12 protein-coding genes and 5 tRNA genes are annotated in these 16,166 nt (G+C 70.8%); 9 read left to right on the top strand and 8 right to left on the bottom strand.

The annotated features are described in order from the left end of the window. Nucleotides 1-55 precede the first annotated feature (55 nt). Nucleotides 56-907 carry a hypothetical protein gene (locus BJ961_RS34965; protein WP_271416764.1) on the top strand — a complete coding sequence of 284 codons (852 nt, stop codon included), beginning with the start codon at nucleotides 56-58 and terminating at the stop codon, nucleotides 905-907. Between the two features lie 544 nt (nucleotides 908-1,451). Next, nucleotides 1,452-1,658, top strand: a complete 207-nt coding sequence (gene bldC / locus BJ961_RS34960) for a developmental transcriptional regulator BldC (protein ID WP_003949541.1) — start codon at nucleotides 1,452-1,454, stop codon at nucleotides 1,656-1,658. Between the two features lie 439 nt (nucleotides 1,659-2,097). Here bldC and BJ961_RS34955 read toward each other — a convergent pair whose 3' ends face one another. The 7 genes from BJ961_RS34955 to BJ961_RS34925 all read right to left on the bottom strand — a co-directional run bounded on the left by BJ961_RS34955 (nucleotide 2,098) and on the right by BJ961_RS34925 (nucleotide 8,846). Next, complete coding sequence (locus BJ961_RS34955; protein ID WP_271416763.1) at nucleotides 2,098-2,292, bottom strand: DUF6274 family protein; 195 nt, start codon at nucleotides 2,290-2,292, stop codon at nucleotides 2,098-2,100. 344 nt (nucleotides 2,293-2,636) lie between these two features. After that, nucleotides 2,637-2,711 (bottom strand) — tRNA-Asp (locus BJ961_RS34950). Nucleotides 2,712-2,804: 93 nt separating this feature from the next. After that, the gene (hrpA, locus tag BJ961_RS34945; RefSeq protein WP_271416762.1) at nucleotides 2,805-6,764 is read right to left on the bottom strand and encodes an ATP-dependent RNA helicase HrpA; all 3,960 of its coding nucleotides are present in this window, start codon (nucleotides 6,762-6,764) and stop codon (nucleotides 2,805-2,807) included. Between the two features lie 117 nt (nucleotides 6,765-6,881). Next, nucleotides 6,882-6,955 (bottom strand) — tRNA-Phe (locus tag BJ961_RS34940). Nucleotides 6,956-6,979: 24 nt separating this feature from the next. Next, nucleotides 6,980-7,054 (bottom strand) — tRNA-Asp (locus BJ961_RS34935). Between the two features lie 34 nt (nucleotides 7,055-7,088). Then, nucleotides 7,089-7,161: transfer RNA gene (locus tag BJ961_RS34930), tRNA-Glu, on the bottom strand. A gap of 80 nt (nucleotides 7,162-7,241) precedes the next feature. Next, complete coding sequence (locus BJ961_RS34925; RefSeq protein WP_271416761.1) at nucleotides 7,242-8,846, bottom strand: metallophosphoesterase family protein; 1,605 nt, start codon at nucleotides 8,844-8,846, stop codon at nucleotides 7,242-7,244. 71 nt (nucleotides 8,847-8,917) lie between these two features. Between BJ961_RS34925 and BJ961_RS34920 the strand changes: the two genes are divergently transcribed. The 7 genes from BJ961_RS34920 (at nucleotide 8,918) to BJ961_RS34890 (ending at nucleotide 15,199) form a co-directional block, all read left to right on the top strand. Next, the gene (locus tag BJ961_RS34920) at nucleotides 8,918-9,268 is read left to right on the top strand and encodes a metallopeptidase family protein (protein ID WP_161165491.1); all 351 of its coding nucleotides are present in this window, start codon (nucleotides 8,918-8,920) and stop codon (nucleotides 9,266-9,268) included. A gap of 125 nt (nucleotides 9,269-9,393) precedes the next feature. After that, entirely contained in the window at nucleotides 9,394-9,939 is a 546-nt protein-coding gene (locus BJ961_RS34915) for a hypothetical protein (RefSeq protein ID WP_271416760.1), read from the top strand. Between the two features lie 272 nt (nucleotides 9,940-10,211). Then, entirely contained in the window at nucleotides 10,212-12,413 is a 2,202-nt protein-coding gene (locus BJ961_RS34910) for a DEAD/DEAH box helicase (protein ID WP_271416759.1), read from the top strand. A gap of 138 nt (nucleotides 12,414-12,551) precedes the next feature. Then, nucleotides 12,552-14,087: an amino acid permease gene (locus BJ961_RS34905; RefSeq protein WP_271416758.1), complete on the top strand. Its 1,536-nt coding sequence runs from the start codon at nucleotides 12,552-12,554 to the stop codon at nucleotides 14,085-14,087. Nucleotides 14,088-14,251: 164 nt separating this feature from the next. After that, nucleotides 14,252-14,324, top strand: a tRNA-Lys gene (locus BJ961_RS34900). A gap of 122 nt (nucleotides 14,325-14,446) precedes the next feature. Next, entirely contained in the window at nucleotides 14,447-14,806 is a 360-nt protein-coding gene (locus BJ961_RS34895) for a hypothetical protein (protein ID WP_271416757.1), read from the top strand. A gap of 6 nt (nucleotides 14,807-14,812) precedes the next feature. Next, on the top strand, nucleotides 14,813-15,199 hold the full coding sequence (locus BJ961_RS34890) for a hypothetical protein (RefSeq protein ID WP_271416756.1): 387 nt from the start codon (nucleotides 14,813-14,815) through the stop codon (nucleotides 15,197-15,199). On the opposite strand, the gene BJ961_RS34885 is transcribed toward BJ961_RS34890, so the two are convergent. Beyond that, nucleotides 15,180-16,163, bottom strand: a complete 984-nt coding sequence (locus BJ961_RS34885; protein ID WP_271416755.1) for a MerR family transcriptional regulator — start codon at nucleotides 16,161-16,163, stop codon at nucleotides 15,180-15,182. The genes BJ961_RS34890 and BJ961_RS34885 overlap by 20 nt on opposite strands. Nucleotides 16,164-16,166: the final 3 nt, after the last annotated feature.

Raw genomic sequence — 16,166 nt, 5'->3', positions numbered from 1 at the left:
TGTTTCCATGAGTTTCCGCAGGTTTTCGCGTCGGTGCGCGGGGGAGGGAGCAGGCGTGCCCAAGGTGTCCTCGGTGATCGTTCCCTACGCGGCGTACCTGCGGGTGTACGAACCGCTGGCCGCCTTCCCCGACGAGGAGCGCGCCCACTGGGCCCGGTACGCCCGCCGTCCCGACCGGCCCTCCTACCAGGACGAGCTGCGCCGCTCCCTGGCCGACCTGCTGCCCACCCCGCCCGTGGCCGTGCCGGTGCACGAGAGCGCCGACGCCTTCGTGGCGGAGGCCGACGGCGTGGTCTGCGTCTGCCCCTGGCGGACCCGGCTGCGCGGCTGGCAGGCCCTCGGGGAACTGGCCGAGGACTTCCCGGAGCCCGTCCTGGACGCCCTGATCCCACCCGTCGTACGCCGCCAGAGCACGCAGGACTACGAGCGCTGGCTGCTGCGCAACCCGGACGCCCGGCCCTGGATCCGCACGGCCACCTGGCAGGTGCCGATCAACTGGTTCGTGCTGGTCTCCGACGAGGAGCGGGAGTACGACGCGGGCGGCGCGGGACCCGGGGCGGCCGCTCCGGTGCTGCGCTACCGCACGCCGATGGTGCAGGCCCGCCGGCGGGTGGCCCGGGGGCTGCGGGCCCTGCGGGAGGCCGTGGACGAGGGGCCGCTCATCGACGGGCTGGTGGACGTGGGGCGCTGGCTGGAGGAGTTCCATCCGCGCTCCCTGGTCGAGCTGGACTACGGCGGGCTGGTGCACGCCCTGCCGGCCGGGGAGTTGGCGGACGACCACTCCGCGGCGGACGTGGCCGAGGGGATCGACGCGCTGCGCCACGGCGACGGTGCCGCCGCGGGGGCGGCCTACGGGCGGCTGGTGGAGCGCTGGCGGGCGGTCCGTGACCGGCGGTCCGCGAACTGACGTTTGACGTACCGCCCGATGTGGGGTTTCGTCTTCCGCTCCGACACGTGTTCGGTGTGGGCTGATGTTTTGTCAACAAGGGACGTAGGTCCCGATCCGGGCGTATGTGTCAAGCGTGACGGACCGCACGTACATCACTCTTGCGCCGCTTCCCCCTCCTCGTGCCAAAATAGGACAAGGAGTCCGGGGAGGGCTCCTTCCGTCCTGCTGTGGTGCACTGTGGGCGGAATCTCGGCATTGTGCGCTTTGGGGGGTCTGATGACAGGTCGAGTGACCCCTGATCGTCCTGTGACTGATCGTCACAGTGGCGTGACTGTCCGCTATGGCATGGTCCATCGGCTTCCGTCGCTGATGAACACCTGGGAGGGCAATTCCATCGGTTTGGCCGACGCGGCTGGACAGATGGTGTAGTTGTAGTGCCGAGGACAAGCCGTTCGTCCTATAACCGACTCGACTCGCGTCCGCCATTTCGGGCAACGCGGGTCAAGGTGCAGAATTTAGAGGAATGAACCGAGAAGGTTCGGTTCTCCCGAGGAGGCCGCTCATGACCGCTCGCACCCCTGATGCCGAGCCGCTGCTGACCCCGGCTGAGGTCGCCACCATGTTCCGCGTCGACCCGAAGACGGTCACGCGCTGGGCGAAGGCCGGCAAGCTCACGTCGATCCGCACGCTCGGCGGGCATCGCCGCTACCGCGAGGCCGAGGTCCGCGCTCTGCTCGCGGGCATTCCGCAGCAGCGCAGCGAGGCCTGAACAACTGAATAACCGGGCAAAACGGCGGGTCCCCCAACCTGTCCGGGCGTCCGGACCCACAGCTCCAAGCGACGCCGTCCCTGCCCCAACAGTGGTGCGTCGTTGATCGCGCTGGACTCCGCCGGGTCCAGCGCGATTTTCTGTGTCCGGGCCGTGTCCGGTCCTGTGCCCGGCGGTGGCTCGTGAGCCGGTTCTGTGCGCGGCCTTGGTCGAGTCTGGGGAGGGGTGTCGGATCGGCTGTGCGTGTACTGCGGACCGAGGTGCAATTGCACATATTAAATTGACCAGTTGTAGGGGAGCTGTAAGTGCCACGGTTTCCAGAATTGATGCGGTGACACCCGTCACACGACGCGGTGGTTGTTGGGCCCGGCATCGGTGCGCTAATGGAGGCGCGGCTTCCACGAGGTCTGCGGAGCAAGGGCGTTGGGGCCCGCGCGGTTCAGGCCGTGGGCGCGCTCCCGTCCTCGACGCCCTCTTGACGGCCTGTCGGAGACTGTGGCGCCGGCGAGTCCAGCGCCAGCCGCAACAGCCGGTGGCAGATCGGACAGTGGCGCGTGGTGTGACCGTATGACGACGCGGCCGACAGATGCGCACGGAGCAGGGCCCGCGTCTCGTGCCTGACCGATGCCGCCATACGCCACCTCCAGGGGTCACACGGGGGATGTGCCCTGTCTTTGGAGTACCGAGCGAATGTGACGCCGTCAAGGCCGCGAGAGGGCCTCTGAGGGGCCCTGAGAGCCTTCGGGGGCCGGGGCCCCGGTCGGGACTGCGCGGTCGGGAGGTGCACCGAGGCACGCAGAGCAGAGGCCCATTGGGGGTGGTGGGGCTTCTGCTGCGGTTCTGACGGGATTTGCTGTGCCCGATTGCGGCTGCGCCGCGGGCGCGGCCTCCGCCTTGACCGGGTGATCGGCGTTCTGGAAGCGGAGGGTGTCGCACGAAGAAGCCCCGCGCCGATTACTCGGTGCGGGGCTTCTGCTGCGGTCCTGACGGGATTTGAACCCGCAGCCTCCACCTTGACAGGGTGGCGAGCACTCCAAACTGCTCCACAGGACCAGGTTTCGCGGCGCTTCTTGTGCGTTGCGCTGCGAGAAGAGACTGTACAGGAGGGTGGGCCGCCGGTCGAACTCACCCTCCGTACGGGCTCCGTCACGGCGCGAGCGCGTCGATCGCCTTCACGATCCGCTTGTCGGAGACGGGGTACGCCGTGCCCAGCGCGTGCGCGAAATAGCTGACCCGCAGCTCCTCGATCATCCAGCGGACGTCGAGGACCTGCTGCGGCACCGGCCGGCCCTGCGGCATCTGCTCGAGCAGCCACGCGTACTCGTCCCGCATCTCGTGGACCTTCTCCATGCGGGAGGTGTCCCGCTGCACCCCGGTCGGCATCTGCTGCAGCCGGCGGTCCGCGGCGACCAGGTAGCGCATCAGGTCCGGCAGCCGCTTGATCCCGGCCTCCGTGACGAAGCCCGGCTTCACCAGCGCGTCCAGCTGCCCCCGCACGTCCTGGAGGTTCGCCAGCAGCGCCGGGCTGCGCACGGCCTTCAGGCGGCGCTCGCAGGCCTGCCAGGCGGCCAGCACCTGCTGCACCTGGCCCACCGTGCGGATGGTCGTGTCGACGATCTCCGCGCGGACCTTGTCGTAGAGCTTGCGGTACGACTCCTCGTCCCACGCCGGGCCGCCGAAGTCCGCGATCAGCTTGTCCGCCGCCGCCATGGCGCAGTCGTCGAACAGCGCCTGGATCGAACCGTGCGGATTGGCCGACAGGCCCAGCTTCTGCTGGTTGGTCAGCTTCTCGGACGCGAACTTCGCCGGGTTGACCGGGATGTTGCGCAGGATCAGCCGCCGTGTGCCCTTCCACATCGCCTGCGCCTGCTCGGCCTCGGTGTCGAAGAGCCGGACGGAGACGGTGTTCGCCTTCGGCCCGTCGTCGACCAGCGCCGGGTACGCCTTCACCGGCTGGCCGGCCCGGCGGGTCTCGAAGACCCGGGTCAGCGTGCCGATCGTCCAGTCCGTCAGCCCGGAGCGCTCCAGGGACTCGCCGCCGCTGCGCTCCGCGGTGGCCGCCGCGGCCTGGGACAGCGCCTTGCGGGCCTTCGGACGCAGCCGGAGCTTCAACGCCTCCAGATCCTTGTCCTCGGCGAGTTTGCGGCGCCGCTCGTCGACGATCCGGAAGGTGATCTTCAGGTGGTCGGGGACCTTCGACCAGTCGAAGTCCTCCGCGTCGAACGGCACGCCCACCATGCGCTTCAGCTCCCGCGCCATGGTCACCGTCAGCGGCTCCTGGAGGGGCACGGCACGGTCGAGGAACGCCTGGGCGTAGTTCGGCGCCGGGACGTAGTTGCGGCGGACCGGCTTGGGCAGGGAGCGGATCAGCTCCGTGACGACCTGCTCGCGCAGGCCCGGGATCTGCCAGTCGAAGCCCTCGTCCGTCACCTGGTTGAGCACCTGGAGCGGCACGTGGACGGTCACGCCGTCCGCGTCGGCCCCCGGCTCGAACTGGTACGTCACCCGGAACTTCAGCGGCCCCTGCCGCCAGGAGTCCGGGTAGTCGTCCTTGGTGACCGCCCCGGCCTTCTCGTTGATGAGCATCTCGCGCTCGAAGTCGAGGAAGTCGGGCTGCTCGTGCCGCTTGTGCTTCCACCACGAGTCGAAGTGCGCGCCGGAGACGACGTGTTCGGGCACCCGCTGGTCGTAGAAGTCGTACAGCGTCTCGTCGTCGACCAGGATGTCCCGGCGCCGCGCCCGGTGCTCCAGCTCCTCGACCTCGGTCAGCAGCCTGCGGTTGTCGGCGAAGAACTTGTGGTGCGTGCGCCAGTCGCCCTCGACCAGGGCGTTGCGGATGAACAGTTCGCGGCTGACCTCGGGGTCGATCCGCCCGTAGTTCACCTTGCGCTGGGCCACGATCGGTACGCCGTACAGCGTGACCTTCTCGTACGCCATCACGGCCGCCTGGTCCTTCTCCCAGTGCGGTTCGCTGTAGGTGTGCTTGAGGAGGTGCCCGGCGAGCGGCTCCACCCACTCGGGTTCGATCTTCGCGTTGACGCGGGCCCAGAGCCGGGAGGTCTCCACCAGCTCCGCCGACATCACGAACCGCGGGGGCTTCTTGAACAGCGCCGAGCCCGGGAAGATCGCGAACTTGGCGCTGCGCGCGCCCAGGTACTCGTTCTTCGCGCCCTCCTTCACGTCCTTCATGCCGACGTGGGAGAGCAGACCGGCCAGCAGCGACACGTGCACCCGGTCGTCGGGAGCGGCGTCGTCGGCTTCGTTGAGGTGGATGCCCATCTGCTCGGCGACCGTGCGCAGCTGGGTGTAGATGTCCTGCCACTCGCGGATGCGCAGGAAGTTCAGGTACTCCTGCTTGCACATCCGGCGGAAGGACGACGAGCCGCGTTCCTTCTGCTGTTCGCGCACGTAGCGCCAGAGGTTGAGGAAGGCGAGGAAGTCGCTGGTCTCGTCCTTGAAGCGGGCGTGCTGCTGGTCGGCCTGGGCCTGCTTCTCCGCGGGGCGCTCCCGCGGATCCTGGATGGACAGCGCGGCGGCTATGACCATGACCTCGCGGACACAGCCGTTCTTGTCCGCCTCCAGCACCATCCGGGCCAGCCGCGGGTCGACGGGCAGCTGGGCGAGCTTGCGGCCGGTGTCGGTCAGCCGCTTGCGTACGTCCTTCTGCGCCGGGTCGAGTGCGCCCAGCTCCTGGAGCAGCTGCACACCGTCGCGGATGTTGCGGTGGTCCGGGGGATCGATGAAGGGGAACTTCTCGATGTCCCCGAGGCCGGCCGCGGTCATCTGGAGGATGACGGAGGCGAGGTTCGTACGGAGGATCTCCGCGTCCGTGAACTCCGGGCGGGCGGTGAAGTCGTCCTCGGAGTACAGCCGGACGCAGATGCCGTCGGACGTACGGCCGCAGCGGCCCTTGCGCTGGTTGGCGCTGGCCTGCGAGACCGGCTCGATCGGCAGCCGCTGCACCTTGGTGCGGTGGCTGTAGCGGGAGATGCGGGCGAAGCCGGGATCGATGACGTACTTGATGCCCGGCACGGTGAGGGACGTCTCGGCGACGTTGGTGGCGAGGACGATGCGGCGCCCGGTGTGCTGCTGGAAGACGCGGTGCTGCTCGGCGTGCGACAGCCGCGCGTACAGCGGCAGTACCTCCGTGAATCTGTACTTCTTCTTCTCCAGCGCGTCCGCCGTGTCCCGGATCTCCCGCTCGCCGGAGAGGAAGACGAGGATGTCGCCCTTGCCCTCGCCCATCAGCTCCTCGACGGCGTCGGTGATCGCCGTGATCTGGTCCCGGTCGGCGTCGTCGCCCTCCTCCTCCAGGAGCGGCCGGTAGCGCACCTCCACGGGGTACGTCCGGCCGCTGACCTCGACGATGGGGGCGTCGCCGAAGTGCCGGGAGAAGCGCTCGGGGTCGATGGTCGCCGAGGTGATGACGACCTTGAGGTCGGGGCGCTTGGGCAGCAGTTGGGCGAGGTAGCCCAGCAGGAAGTCGATGTTGAGGGAGCGCTCGTGGGCCTCGTCGATGATGATCGTGTCGTAGGCGCGCAGCTCGCGGTCGGTCTGGATCTCGGCGAGCAGGATGCCGTCGGTCATCAGCTTGATGAAGGTGGACTGCGGGTTCACCTGGTCGGTGAAGCGGACCTTCCAGCCGACGGTCTCCCCGAGCGGGGTGTCCAGCTCGTCCGCGACCCGCTCGGCGACGGTGCGGGCGGCGATCCGGCGGGGCTGGGTGTGCCCGATCATGCCGCGGACGCCGCGGCCCAGCTCGACACAGATCTTCGGGATCTGGGTGGTCTTCCCGGAACCCGTCTCACCGGCGACGATCACGACCTGGTGGTCACGGATGGCCGCCGCGATCTCGTCCTTCTTCTGGCTGACCGGGAGCTGCTCGGGGTAGCTGACGGCCGGCACGCGCGCCCGGCGCTCACCGATGCGCTGCTCGGCCTTGGCCACCTCCGTCTCGATCTCGGCGAGAACGGTGGCGCGGGCCTCCGGCTTGCGGATCTTCCGTGCACCCTCCAGCCTGCGGCCGAGCCGGTGCGCGTCGCGCAGCGACAGCTCGGTCAGCCGGGGGGCGAGGGTTCCGAGGGCGGGGGCAGGGTGCGTAGACATACGGGTTCCAGGATCTCATCCCCGGGAAAAACCTGGCGAACGATTTCCCTGCGGTGTCGACCGGTGCCGTCCGGGCAACACAGAACCCCCGCCGATGATCTCGACAGGGGTTGTATGTGGCTGGGGCCGGGGTCGAACCGGCGACCTATCGCTTTTCAGGCGATCGCTCGTACCAACTGAGCTACCCAGCCGCGAGGTTTCACGTGAAACCTCAGCGGTCCTGACGGGATTTGAACCCGCGGCCTCCACCTTGACAGGGTGGCGAGCACTCCAAACTGCTCCACAGGACCAAGCTTCGTACGACAGTGTCGCACATGTACTGCGTGCCCCCAACGGGATTCGAACCCGTGCTACCGCCTTGAAAGGGCGGCGTCCTAGGCCGCTAGACGATGAGGGCTATCGGCCCGCCTGGGCGCTTCTCAGCGCGTCGGGGACGTGAGAAGCATATGGGATGGCGGGAGGTATCGCCAAAACGGTTTACGGAGTCCCGGGGACGGGGCTGCCCGGTGCGGTGGCAGAGGGGTCGGTGGTGGAGGGGGACGGGGTCGCGCCCGGCTGGTTCTCCTTCGGCAGATGACGGCTGACCTCGGCCGTCGTCAGGCCGAGACCGCCGAGCTTGATCTCGTCCCAGGCCTGGAGGTGCCGGGTGTTCCGGTCGAAGTAGAGGATCGACGCCTGGATCGGGTCGGGGTGCTTGCCCTCCACCGCGCGCAGGCCGCTGCCCCCGGTGGAGCCCTCGACGCGCAGTCGGGTGCCGTACTTCATGACCTCCGTGTCCTCGTGGTGGAGGTGCCCGGCGAGGACCAGCGGCACGTCGCCGTCGACCTCCCGGGCGGCCGACGGTTCGTGGGCGATGGCGACGTCCACGGGGGTCCCGGCCGCGCTCTGGTCGCGCAGGGCGGAGGCGAGGCGGGCGCCGGCCAGCTCCTGGGAGGCCTCGGCGCCGTCCGCCTTGGAGCGGTCGGGGGTGTACTGCGGGTCGCCCATGCCGGCGAAGCGCAGTCCGGCGACCGTCCGGGCCCGGCCGTCGTCCAGGACGTGTGCGTTCTTCAGGTGCTCGAGGTACTTCTGGGTGCCGCGCGAGTCGTGGTTGCCGCGCACCCAGACGTAGGCGGCGCCGAGGTCCTCGACCGGGTCCAGGAAGCCGTTCTCCGCGGCGGTGCCGTGGTCCATCGTGTCGCCGGAGTCGACGATCACGTTCACCTTGTACTGCTCCACCAGCGAGGCGATGATCTTCCAGCTCGCCGGGTTCAGATGGATGTCCGACACGTGCAGGACGCGGATCGTGCTCGGGTCGGGCTGGTAGGCGGGGAGCGTGGACGTGACGTCGTAGAGCTTGGTCACGTTGGTCACCAGCCGGGCCAGTTCCTTCTGGTAGACGTCGAACTCGGTCACGATGCTGCGCGCGTTGCCGACGAGGGACGGCGCGGAGGAGAGCAGCCCGGAGAACTTCGGTTCCAGGACGGAGTCGGGGTTCCAGGTCGCGTACGCGGTGCCGCCGGACGCCACCAGGAGGGTGAGCGCGAGTCCCCCGGCGGCGAGGGCACGCCGGGGCCGGCGGTAGACGACGAGGCCGAGGGCGGTGGCGCCGGTGACGACGGCGACGCACGAGCGGACGGCGAGGTCGAGGGTGCCGTGCTCGACGTCCTGGGCGACCTCGTCCTGGAGGCCGGAGAGCCGTTCGGGGTGGTCGACGAGGGCCTGGGCGCGGTCGGGGTCGAGCTGGTCGACGTTGACGTCGAGGCGGACCGGGGCGACATGGCTGTCGAGCTGGAGGGCGCCCAGCGGCGAGACGTTGATCTTCGTGCCGCCGGTGAGCGACGGGCGCAGCGTCATCGTCGTGTTCATCGGCCCGACCGGCACCCGCACGTTGCCCACGACCAGCAGCCCCAGCCAGGCGCCCAGCAGCACCACGGCGACGAGTCCGGCGGCGCGGGTCCAGGGGTGCGGGCGGGCGGCGAGGTCGGGTGTCGGGGGCGTACGGCGGATGCGCCGCCGGAGGAAGAGGGCGCGCGGGGCGTTGCGGATGGGGTTCATCACCTCGGCCAGGGCGTGCAGGGCTGCGGCGGGGACGCGGGCCATTGGTCCCGTATGCCCAGGGCCCGGGGCGGATATGCGGGTCGTACTCCACGGTCGTACCCGACAATGGGGCTGTGCTGGAGATGACGCGCGAGGAGTTCGAGGAACTGGTCGCCGAGGCCCTGGACCGGATCCCGCCGGAGCTGACGCGGCTGATGGACAACGTCGCGGTGTTCGTGGAGGACGAACCGCCGGCGGACGATCCCGAGCTGCTCGGCCTGTACGAGGGGACGCCGCTGACGGAGCGCGGGGAGTGGTACGCGGGCGTGCTGCCGGACCGGATCACCATCTACCGGGGGCCGACGCTGCGGTTCTGCGACACGCGTGAGGACGTCGTGGCCGAGACCGAGGTGACGGTCGTTCACGAGATCGCCCACCACTTCGGGATCGACGACGCGCGGCTGCACGCCCTCGGGTACGGGTGACGCGGCCGGCACGCCGCCGGCGACCGTGACGCGCTCGGGTCAAGTCCGCCTCGCCGGGCGCGTGTCCTCTTGTGGGTGACGGGAGTTGGGCACGTCGACTCCTTGAACCCCGGAGGTGGCCGCCCGTGCGCCCCTTGTACGTACCCGTCCGTCTGGCCGCCACGGCCGTGGCCGTCGTCGCCGCCGCCGGCTGCATGAGCGTCGGCGACGAGTCCGGAGGGGACGTCAGGCCGTCGCACTCCGCCGGGGAGCGGGGCGGTGAGGCACCCGAGGGCGGCCCCGCGGTGTCGGGCGGCACCGCCGGGTACCGCGAGGCGGCGGCCGACGAGGGCCACGGCGAGGGGAAGAAGGCCGGGGGCGGGGGCAGGGGCGACGGCAGGGAGAAGGGCGAGGACGGGACGGACGGGGACGCGTCCGCTTCGGCGTCCTCGGCCGGGCATCCGAGTCGGGGAGCGCCGCCGAAGGGCGGGGACCCCGAGCCCGAGCCCACCCGGATGCCGCCGGAGGAGCCCACCCGGACGGCCGAGCCGGAGCCGACGCCGACCCAGGAGCCGCCCGCCCCGCCGACGCCGGAGCCGACGGTGGCCGAGCCGTCCTCGTCGGCGCACGAGCCTCCCGGTACGCAGCTCGAGCAGCGGGAGCCGGCGCCGGCGGCCGGAGCACCGGTGTAGGCGGCCGGGCCGACGGTGCGGATCGGGTGCCGACCCCGCTGAGCTGGGCATGTGTCGGCGCGTTGCCTTCCGGTTTGCCTTCGGGGGTGGAGGGTGCGTATGGTGGTAGATCGTTTGATCCCATTTGCCCGGCGCCACCGCAGAGCGCGCCGTGTGGCGCGTTCTCTCCCCCTGCCGTGGTGGACCGCATTGAGGCGGTCGTATTGCGAATCGCGATTCACGGAGTTGACGGGCGCGTGCCGACGAGAGACTCCGGAAGGTTTCGCATTCGCATGTCCATGACCAGTACCGACCACGTCGTCGTGCCCGAGAACGCCGAAGGCGTCGAGGGTGCACCGGAGGCCGCAGAGGCCGCCACGACCCCCGAGTCCACCGAGACCGTCGAGGCCCCCGCGGCTCCCGAGTCGACGTTCGCCGACCTCGGTCTCCCCGAGGGCGTCGTGCGCAAGCTCGCGCAGAACGGCGTGACCACCCCCTTCCCGATCCAGGCCGCGACCATTCCGGACGCCCTGGCCGGCAAGGACATCCTCGGCCGAGGCCGCACCGGCTCCGGCAAGACCCTCTCCTTCGGTCTGCCGACCCTGGCCACGCTGGCCGGCGGCCGCACCGAGAAGCACAAGCCCCGCGCCGTCATCCTCACCCCGACCCGCGAGCTGGCCATGCAGGTCGCCGACGCGCTCCAGCCGTACGGCGACGTCATGGGCCTGAAGATGAAGGTCGTCTGCGGCGGTACCTCGATGGGCAACCAGATCTACGCCCTCGAGCGCGGCGTCGACATCCTGGTCGCCACCCCGGGCCGGCTGCGCGACATCATCAACCGCGGCGCCTGCTCCCTGGAGAACGTGCAGATCGCGGTCCTCGACGAGGCCGACCAGATGTCCGACCTGGGCTTCCTGCCCGAGGTCACCGAGCTGCTCGACCAGGTCCCGGCCGGCGGTCAGCGCATGCTCTTCTCCGCCACCATGGAGAACGAGATCAAGACCCTCGTCGACCGGTACCTGACGGACCCGGCCCTCCACGAGGTGGACGCCGCCCAGGGCGCGGTGACGACCATGTCGCACCACATCCTGGTCGTGAAGCCCAAGGACAAGGCGCCGGTCACCGCGGCCATCGCCTCCCGCAAGGGCCGCACCATCATCTTCGTCCGCACCCAGCTGGGCGCCGACCGCGTCGCCGAGCAGCTGCGCGACGCCGGTGCCAAGGCGGACGCGCTGCACGGCGGCATGACCCAGGGCGCCCGCACCCGCACGCTGGCGGACTTCAAGGACGGTTACGTCAACGTCCTGGTCGCCACCGACGTCGCCGCCCGCGGCATCCACGTCGACGGCATCGACCTGGTCCTGAACGTGGACCCGGCCGGCGACCACAAGGACTACCTGCACCGCGCCGGCCGTACGGCGCGCGCGGGCCGCACCGGCACGGTCGTGTCCCTGTCCCTGCCGCACCAGCGCCGCCAGATCTTCCGGCTGATGGAGGACGCGGGCGTCGACGCCACGCGCCACATCATCCAGGGCGGCGCCGCCTTCGACCCGGAGGTCGCCGAGATCACCGGCGCCCGGTCGATGACCGAGGTCCAAGCCGAGTCCGCGGGCAACGCGGCGCAGCAGGCCGAGCGCGAGGTCACCCAGCTCACCAAGGAGCTGGAGCGGGCCCAGCGCCGCGCCACCGAGCTTCGCGAGGAGGCGGACCGCCTGGTCGCCAGGTCCGCGCGGGAGCGCGGCGAGGACCCGGAGACGGTGCTGGCCGAGGTGGCCGCCGCCGCGACCGAGACCGAGGTCTCGCTGCCCGAGCAGCCCGGCGCCCGCGACGTCGAGAAGACGGAGCGCACCGGCGGCAACGGCCGCGACCGCTTCGCCGACCGCGGCGACCGCTCGTACGACCGCCGTGACGACCGGGGTGACCGCGGGGGCCGTTCCTTCGACCGCCGTGACGACCGGGGCGACCGTGGTGGCCGTTCCTTCGAGCGTCGTGACCGTGACGACCGCGGTGGTCGTTCGTTCGAGCGTCGTGACGACCGGGGTGACCGTGGCGACCGCGGTGGTTTCCGCCGGGACGACCGGGGTGACCGCGGGGGTCGTTCCTTCGACCGCCGTGACGACCGGGGCGACCGTGGTGGTCGTTCGTTCGAGCGTCGTGACCGTGACGACCGCGGTGGTCGTTCGTTCGAGCGTCGTGACGACCGGGGTGACCGTGGCGACCGCGGTGGTTTCCGCCGGGACGACCGGGGTGACCGCGGGGGTCGTTCCTTCGACCGTCGTGACGACCGCGGTGGCCGTTCCTTCGAGCGCCGCGACGACCGCGGTGAGCGCGGTGGGCACCGGGGCAGCGACCGTCCGTTCAACCGCGACCGCCAGGGCGACCGCCCTGGCTTCCGTTCCGGCGGCCACGACCGTCCGTCCGGCCGCCGCGACGACCACCGTGGCTCGTCCTTCGGCCGCCGTGACGACAAGCCGCGCTGGAAGCGCAACGGCTGACGCCTGAACACCTGAGAAGCGCCGTGGCCTCCACCTCACCGGGTGGAGGCCACGGCGCTTCGCGTTGCGGTCCGGTTTCGGCCACGAAGTCCACGGAGTGACGCATGTCACGCTCGCCGCAAGGGAATTGCTGGGGGCATGACAGATGACGCCAAGGCGAGTGGGCTGTCGGACGAGGAACGGCTGGCCCAGCTCGGCTACACCCAGGTTCTGGCCCGCCGCATGTCGGCGTTCTCCAACTACGCGGTCTCCTTCACCATCATCTCGGTCCTGTCGGGCTGCCTGACCCTGTACCTCTTCGGCATGAACACGGGCGGCCCCGCCGTCATCACCTGGGGCTGGGTCGCCGTCGGCCTGATGACCCTCTTCGTCGGCCTGGCGATGGCCGAGATCTGCTCGGCGTACCCGACCTCGGCGGGCCTGTACTTCTGGGCGCACCGCCTGGCGCCCCCGCGCACCGCGGCGGCCTGGGCGTGGTTCACGGGCTGGTTCAACGTGCTGGGCCAGGTCGCGGTCACCGCCGGCATCGACTTCGGCGCCGCGTCCTTCCTGGGCGCCTACCTGAACCTCCAGTTCGACTTCGAGGTGACGCCCGGCCGCACGATCCTGCTCTTCGCCGCGATCCTGGTCCTGCACGGCCTGCTGAACACCTTCGGTGTCCGCATCGTCGGCCTCCTCAACAGCGTGAGCGTGTGGTGGCACGTCTTCGGCGTCGCGGTGATCGTCGGCGCGCTGACCTTCGCGCCGGACCACCACCAGTCGGCGTCCTTCGTCTTCGGGGAGTTCGTCAACAACACCGGCTGGGGCAGCGGCGTCTACGTGGTCCTCATCGGGCTCCTGATGGCCCAGTACACCTTCACCGGCTACGACGCCTCCGCCCACATGACCGAGGAGACGCACGACGCGTCCACGGCCGGTCCCAAGGGCATCGTCCGCTCCATCTGGACCTCCTGGATCGCCGGTTTCGTCCTCCTCCTCGGCTTCACCTTCGCCATCCAGTCCTACGAGGGCGCCCTGACGTCCCCCACGGGCGCTCCTCCCGCGCAGATCCTCCTGGACGCCCTCGGCGCGACGGCGGGCAAACTCCTGCTCCTCGTCGTGATCGGCGCCCAACTCTTCTGCGGGATGGCGTCGGTGACGGCCAACAGCCGCATGATCTACGCCTTCTCCCGGGACGGCGCGCTGCCCTGGTCCCACATCTGGCACTCGGTGAACCCGCGCACCCGCACGCCGGTCGCGGCGGTCTGGCTGGCGGCCCTGGCCGCGCTGGTCCTCGGCCTCCCGTACCTGATCAACGTCACCGCGTACGCGGCCGTGACGTCCATCGCGGTCATCGGCCTCTACATCGCGTACGTCATCCCGACCCTGCTCCGGGTCCGCAAGGGCGCCGCCTTCGAACGCGGGCCGTGGCACCTGGGCCGCTGGTCGCAGCCGGTGGGTGTGATCGCGGTGACGTGGGTCGGCGTCATCACGGTCCTGTTCATGCTGCCCCAGGTCTCGCCGGTCACCTGGGAGACCTTCAACTACGCGCCGATCGCCGTCCTGGTCGTCCTGGGCTTCGCCGCCACCTGGTGGCTCGCGTCGGCCCGCCACTGGTTCCTCAACCCCGACCACGAACGCACCCGCGCCCGCGCGTCCGCCCGCGCGAACACCCCGGAGCCGGTGGACCCGTAGCCCCGGGCAGCCCCGGCCCCCTCCTCTCCCTTCCTCGCCCCTCCTCTCCCCTCTCCTCCTCTCCGCCCGACGCGGCCGGGACCCCGATACCCGATCGGCGTCCCGGCCGCGGCGGGCTATGCTCGGTGTGGCAACATCACGCAGCACCGCGCGAGACACCGCCTGGGCCCTTAGCTCAATTGGCAGAGCAGTGGACTTTTAATCCATTGGTTGTGGGTTCGAGTCCCACAGGGCCTACACGAAGCGCAGGGGGCCGTCCGGCCCGCGCCTGCCACGCAGCGTCCGGGTCGGCTTCGGCCGACCCGGGCGCTGACTCGTTTTCGACGGCGAGTCCCTGCCGATGGCTAGGGTGCGTCGGCATGAGCACAACACCGTTCGACGGGCGCCGGATCACCCCGCGCCGCCTCGGCGCCGCCGCGGTGGTCTACGGCGTGTTCGTCACCGGCTGGTACCTGGGGCAGCCCGTGACGCCCGACTGCCACGCCGATCAGGCCGCCGTCGACCGGGCCGCGAAGCAGTACGAGCCGGATCCGCCCTCCGAGCCCATGCGCAGGCCCGAGCCCATTCCCACCCCCGCCCCGTCGGCGTTCCCGGACGCCTACACGTTCGACCGCTCCTACTCCACGACCCTCACGGTCACCTCCTACGCCGTCACCTGCACCAACGACACGAGTGAACGCCCCCGCCTCCGGGCGTGGTTCGGCGGCGACTGGAGGTAGTGCGGGATGCCCGCCTGGATAACCCTGCGCCGCCTCGGCGTCGTCACCACCCTGTACGCCGTGTTCCTGGCCGGGTGGTGGCTGGGGCAGCCCGTGCGGTCCGACGGCTGTGCCGAGGACCGGTACGCCGCCGGGGCCGACGGCTCTCCCGCACCGGTGGAGCCGGCCGACCCCGGCCGATACCTGGAGAACCTGGGCTTCCTGGACTTCGGACTCCTCGACTGGGCCGACGACATGGACGGCCGCCGGGACGGCGAGTACGGCCCCGGCGACACCGGGTACGAGCTGCGGTTCGGGGACGGGACCCACGTCACGTCCGGCGCGGACCACACCTTCTGCTACTACAAGAAGCGCGCCCGCCTGCTGGCGTGGGTCAACGGGGACTGGGGCTGACCCGGCCGGACCGGCGGAGGGCTTGGACCATCCAGGGCTGGAAGGGCAGGTGGCCGGGGATCACCTGCCAGTCGTTGACGGCCCACACCAGGCGCCAGTACCGCTCGACGAGCGGGTCGTGCCCCGCCGCGAACCGCCGTGCCATCCAGTCCCGCAGCTCCGGGCCGTCGGGACGGCCGAGCACGGCCGCGAAGCGCTCCACGACGGCGTCGACCACCGGGACGGCCTCGGCACCGTCCGGGTCGATGCCCGCCTCCCTCGCGTCGGCGACGGCCTGCCGGACGAACGGCACCAGCTCGGCCGCCTTCTCGGAGTCCGCGCCCGGCAGGGCGTCCTCGTCGGAGGGCGGGAGTGCCGCCCGGGCCATGCCCGCGCGGAAGTCGGCGTCGGCCATGAGTTCGGCCAGCTCCACCCAGGCGGCGAGCTGGGCGTCGGACGGTTCGTCGGGGAGGTCGGGCAGGGCCGTGCGCAGGGCGGCGCCGGCCTCGTGGGCCTGTGGTGTGCCGGCGTCGAGGGCGGCGACGAAGTCGGCCACCATGCGCCGTCGTTCGTCGGAGGTGAGGCGGGCGAGCCGGTGCATGAGAACGGTCTCCTCGGGATTGGGGCCGCGTCGGGCGACGAGCCGCAGCACGCTGTGCCGCAGTCGGAGCGCGCGGATTTGCAGGGCGGTGGCGTCGGCGTGCGCGGCGGCGACCTCGGCGACGGAGAGGTCCCCGTCCAGGACCCGGCGGACCGTGGCGAGGTCGACGTCCAGCTCCCGCAGGACGCCGATGAGGTGGAGCCGGCCGAGGGCCGCGTCGCCGTAGCGGCGGTACCCGGCCGGCGTGCGGCTGGTGGGCGGCAGCAGTCCGGTGTCCGAGTAGAACCGGATCGTCCGTACGGGGACGCCGGTACGGGCCGACAGTTCACCGATCGAGTGCGAGTGCGAGTGCGAGGGCTGGGGCTGGGGCGTCGCGCCGTTCATGAC

The sequence above is a fragment of the Streptomyces lienomycini genome, assembly GCF_027947595.1.
GTDB lineage: Bacteria > Actinomycetota > Actinomycetes > Streptomycetales > Streptomycetaceae > Streptomyces > Streptomyces lienomycini.
Note: the sequence above shows the minus strand (reverse complement) of the source record. Positions and strands in the feature narration are given on the sequence as shown.

What these genes read in the sequence shown, in the direction of transcription:
- BJ961_RS34890 (WP_271416756.1), top strand. Translation starts at nt 14,813, where the DNA reads ATGCCCGCCTGGATAACCCTGCGCCGCCTCGGCGTCGTCACCACCCTG.
- BJ961_RS34885 (WP_271416755.1), bottom strand. Translation starts at nt 16,163, where the DNA reads ATGAACGGCGCGACGCCCCAGCCCCAGCCCTCGCACTCGCACTCGCAC.
- bldC (WP_003949541.1), top strand. Translation starts at nt 1,452, where the DNA reads ATGACCGCTCGCACCCCTGATGCCGAGCCGCTGCTGACCCCGGCTGAG.
- BJ961_RS34910 (WP_271416759.1), top strand. Translation starts at nt 10,212, where the DNA reads ATGTCCATGACCAGTACCGACCACGTCGTCGTGCCCGAGAACGCCGAA.
- BJ961_RS34925 (WP_271416761.1), bottom strand. Translation starts at nt 8,846, where the DNA reads ATGGCCCGCGTCCCCGCCGCAGCCCTGCACGCCCTGGCCGAGGTGATG.
- BJ961_RS34895 (WP_271416757.1), top strand. Translation starts at nt 14,447, where the DNA reads ATGAGCACAACACCGTTCGACGGGCGCCGGATCACCCCGCGCCGCCTC.
- hrpA (WP_271416762.1), bottom strand. Translation starts at nt 6,764, where the DNA reads ATGTCTACGCACCCTGCCCCCGCCCTCGGAACCCTCGCCCCCCGGCTG.
- BJ961_RS34905 (WP_271416758.1), top strand. Translation starts at nt 12,552, where the DNA reads ATGACAGATGACGCCAAGGCGAGTGGGCTGTCGGACGAGGAACGGCTG.
- BJ961_RS34955 (WP_271416763.1), bottom strand. Translation starts at nt 2,292, where the DNA reads ATGGCGGCATCGGTCAGGCACGAGACGCGGGCCCTGCTCCGTGCGCAT.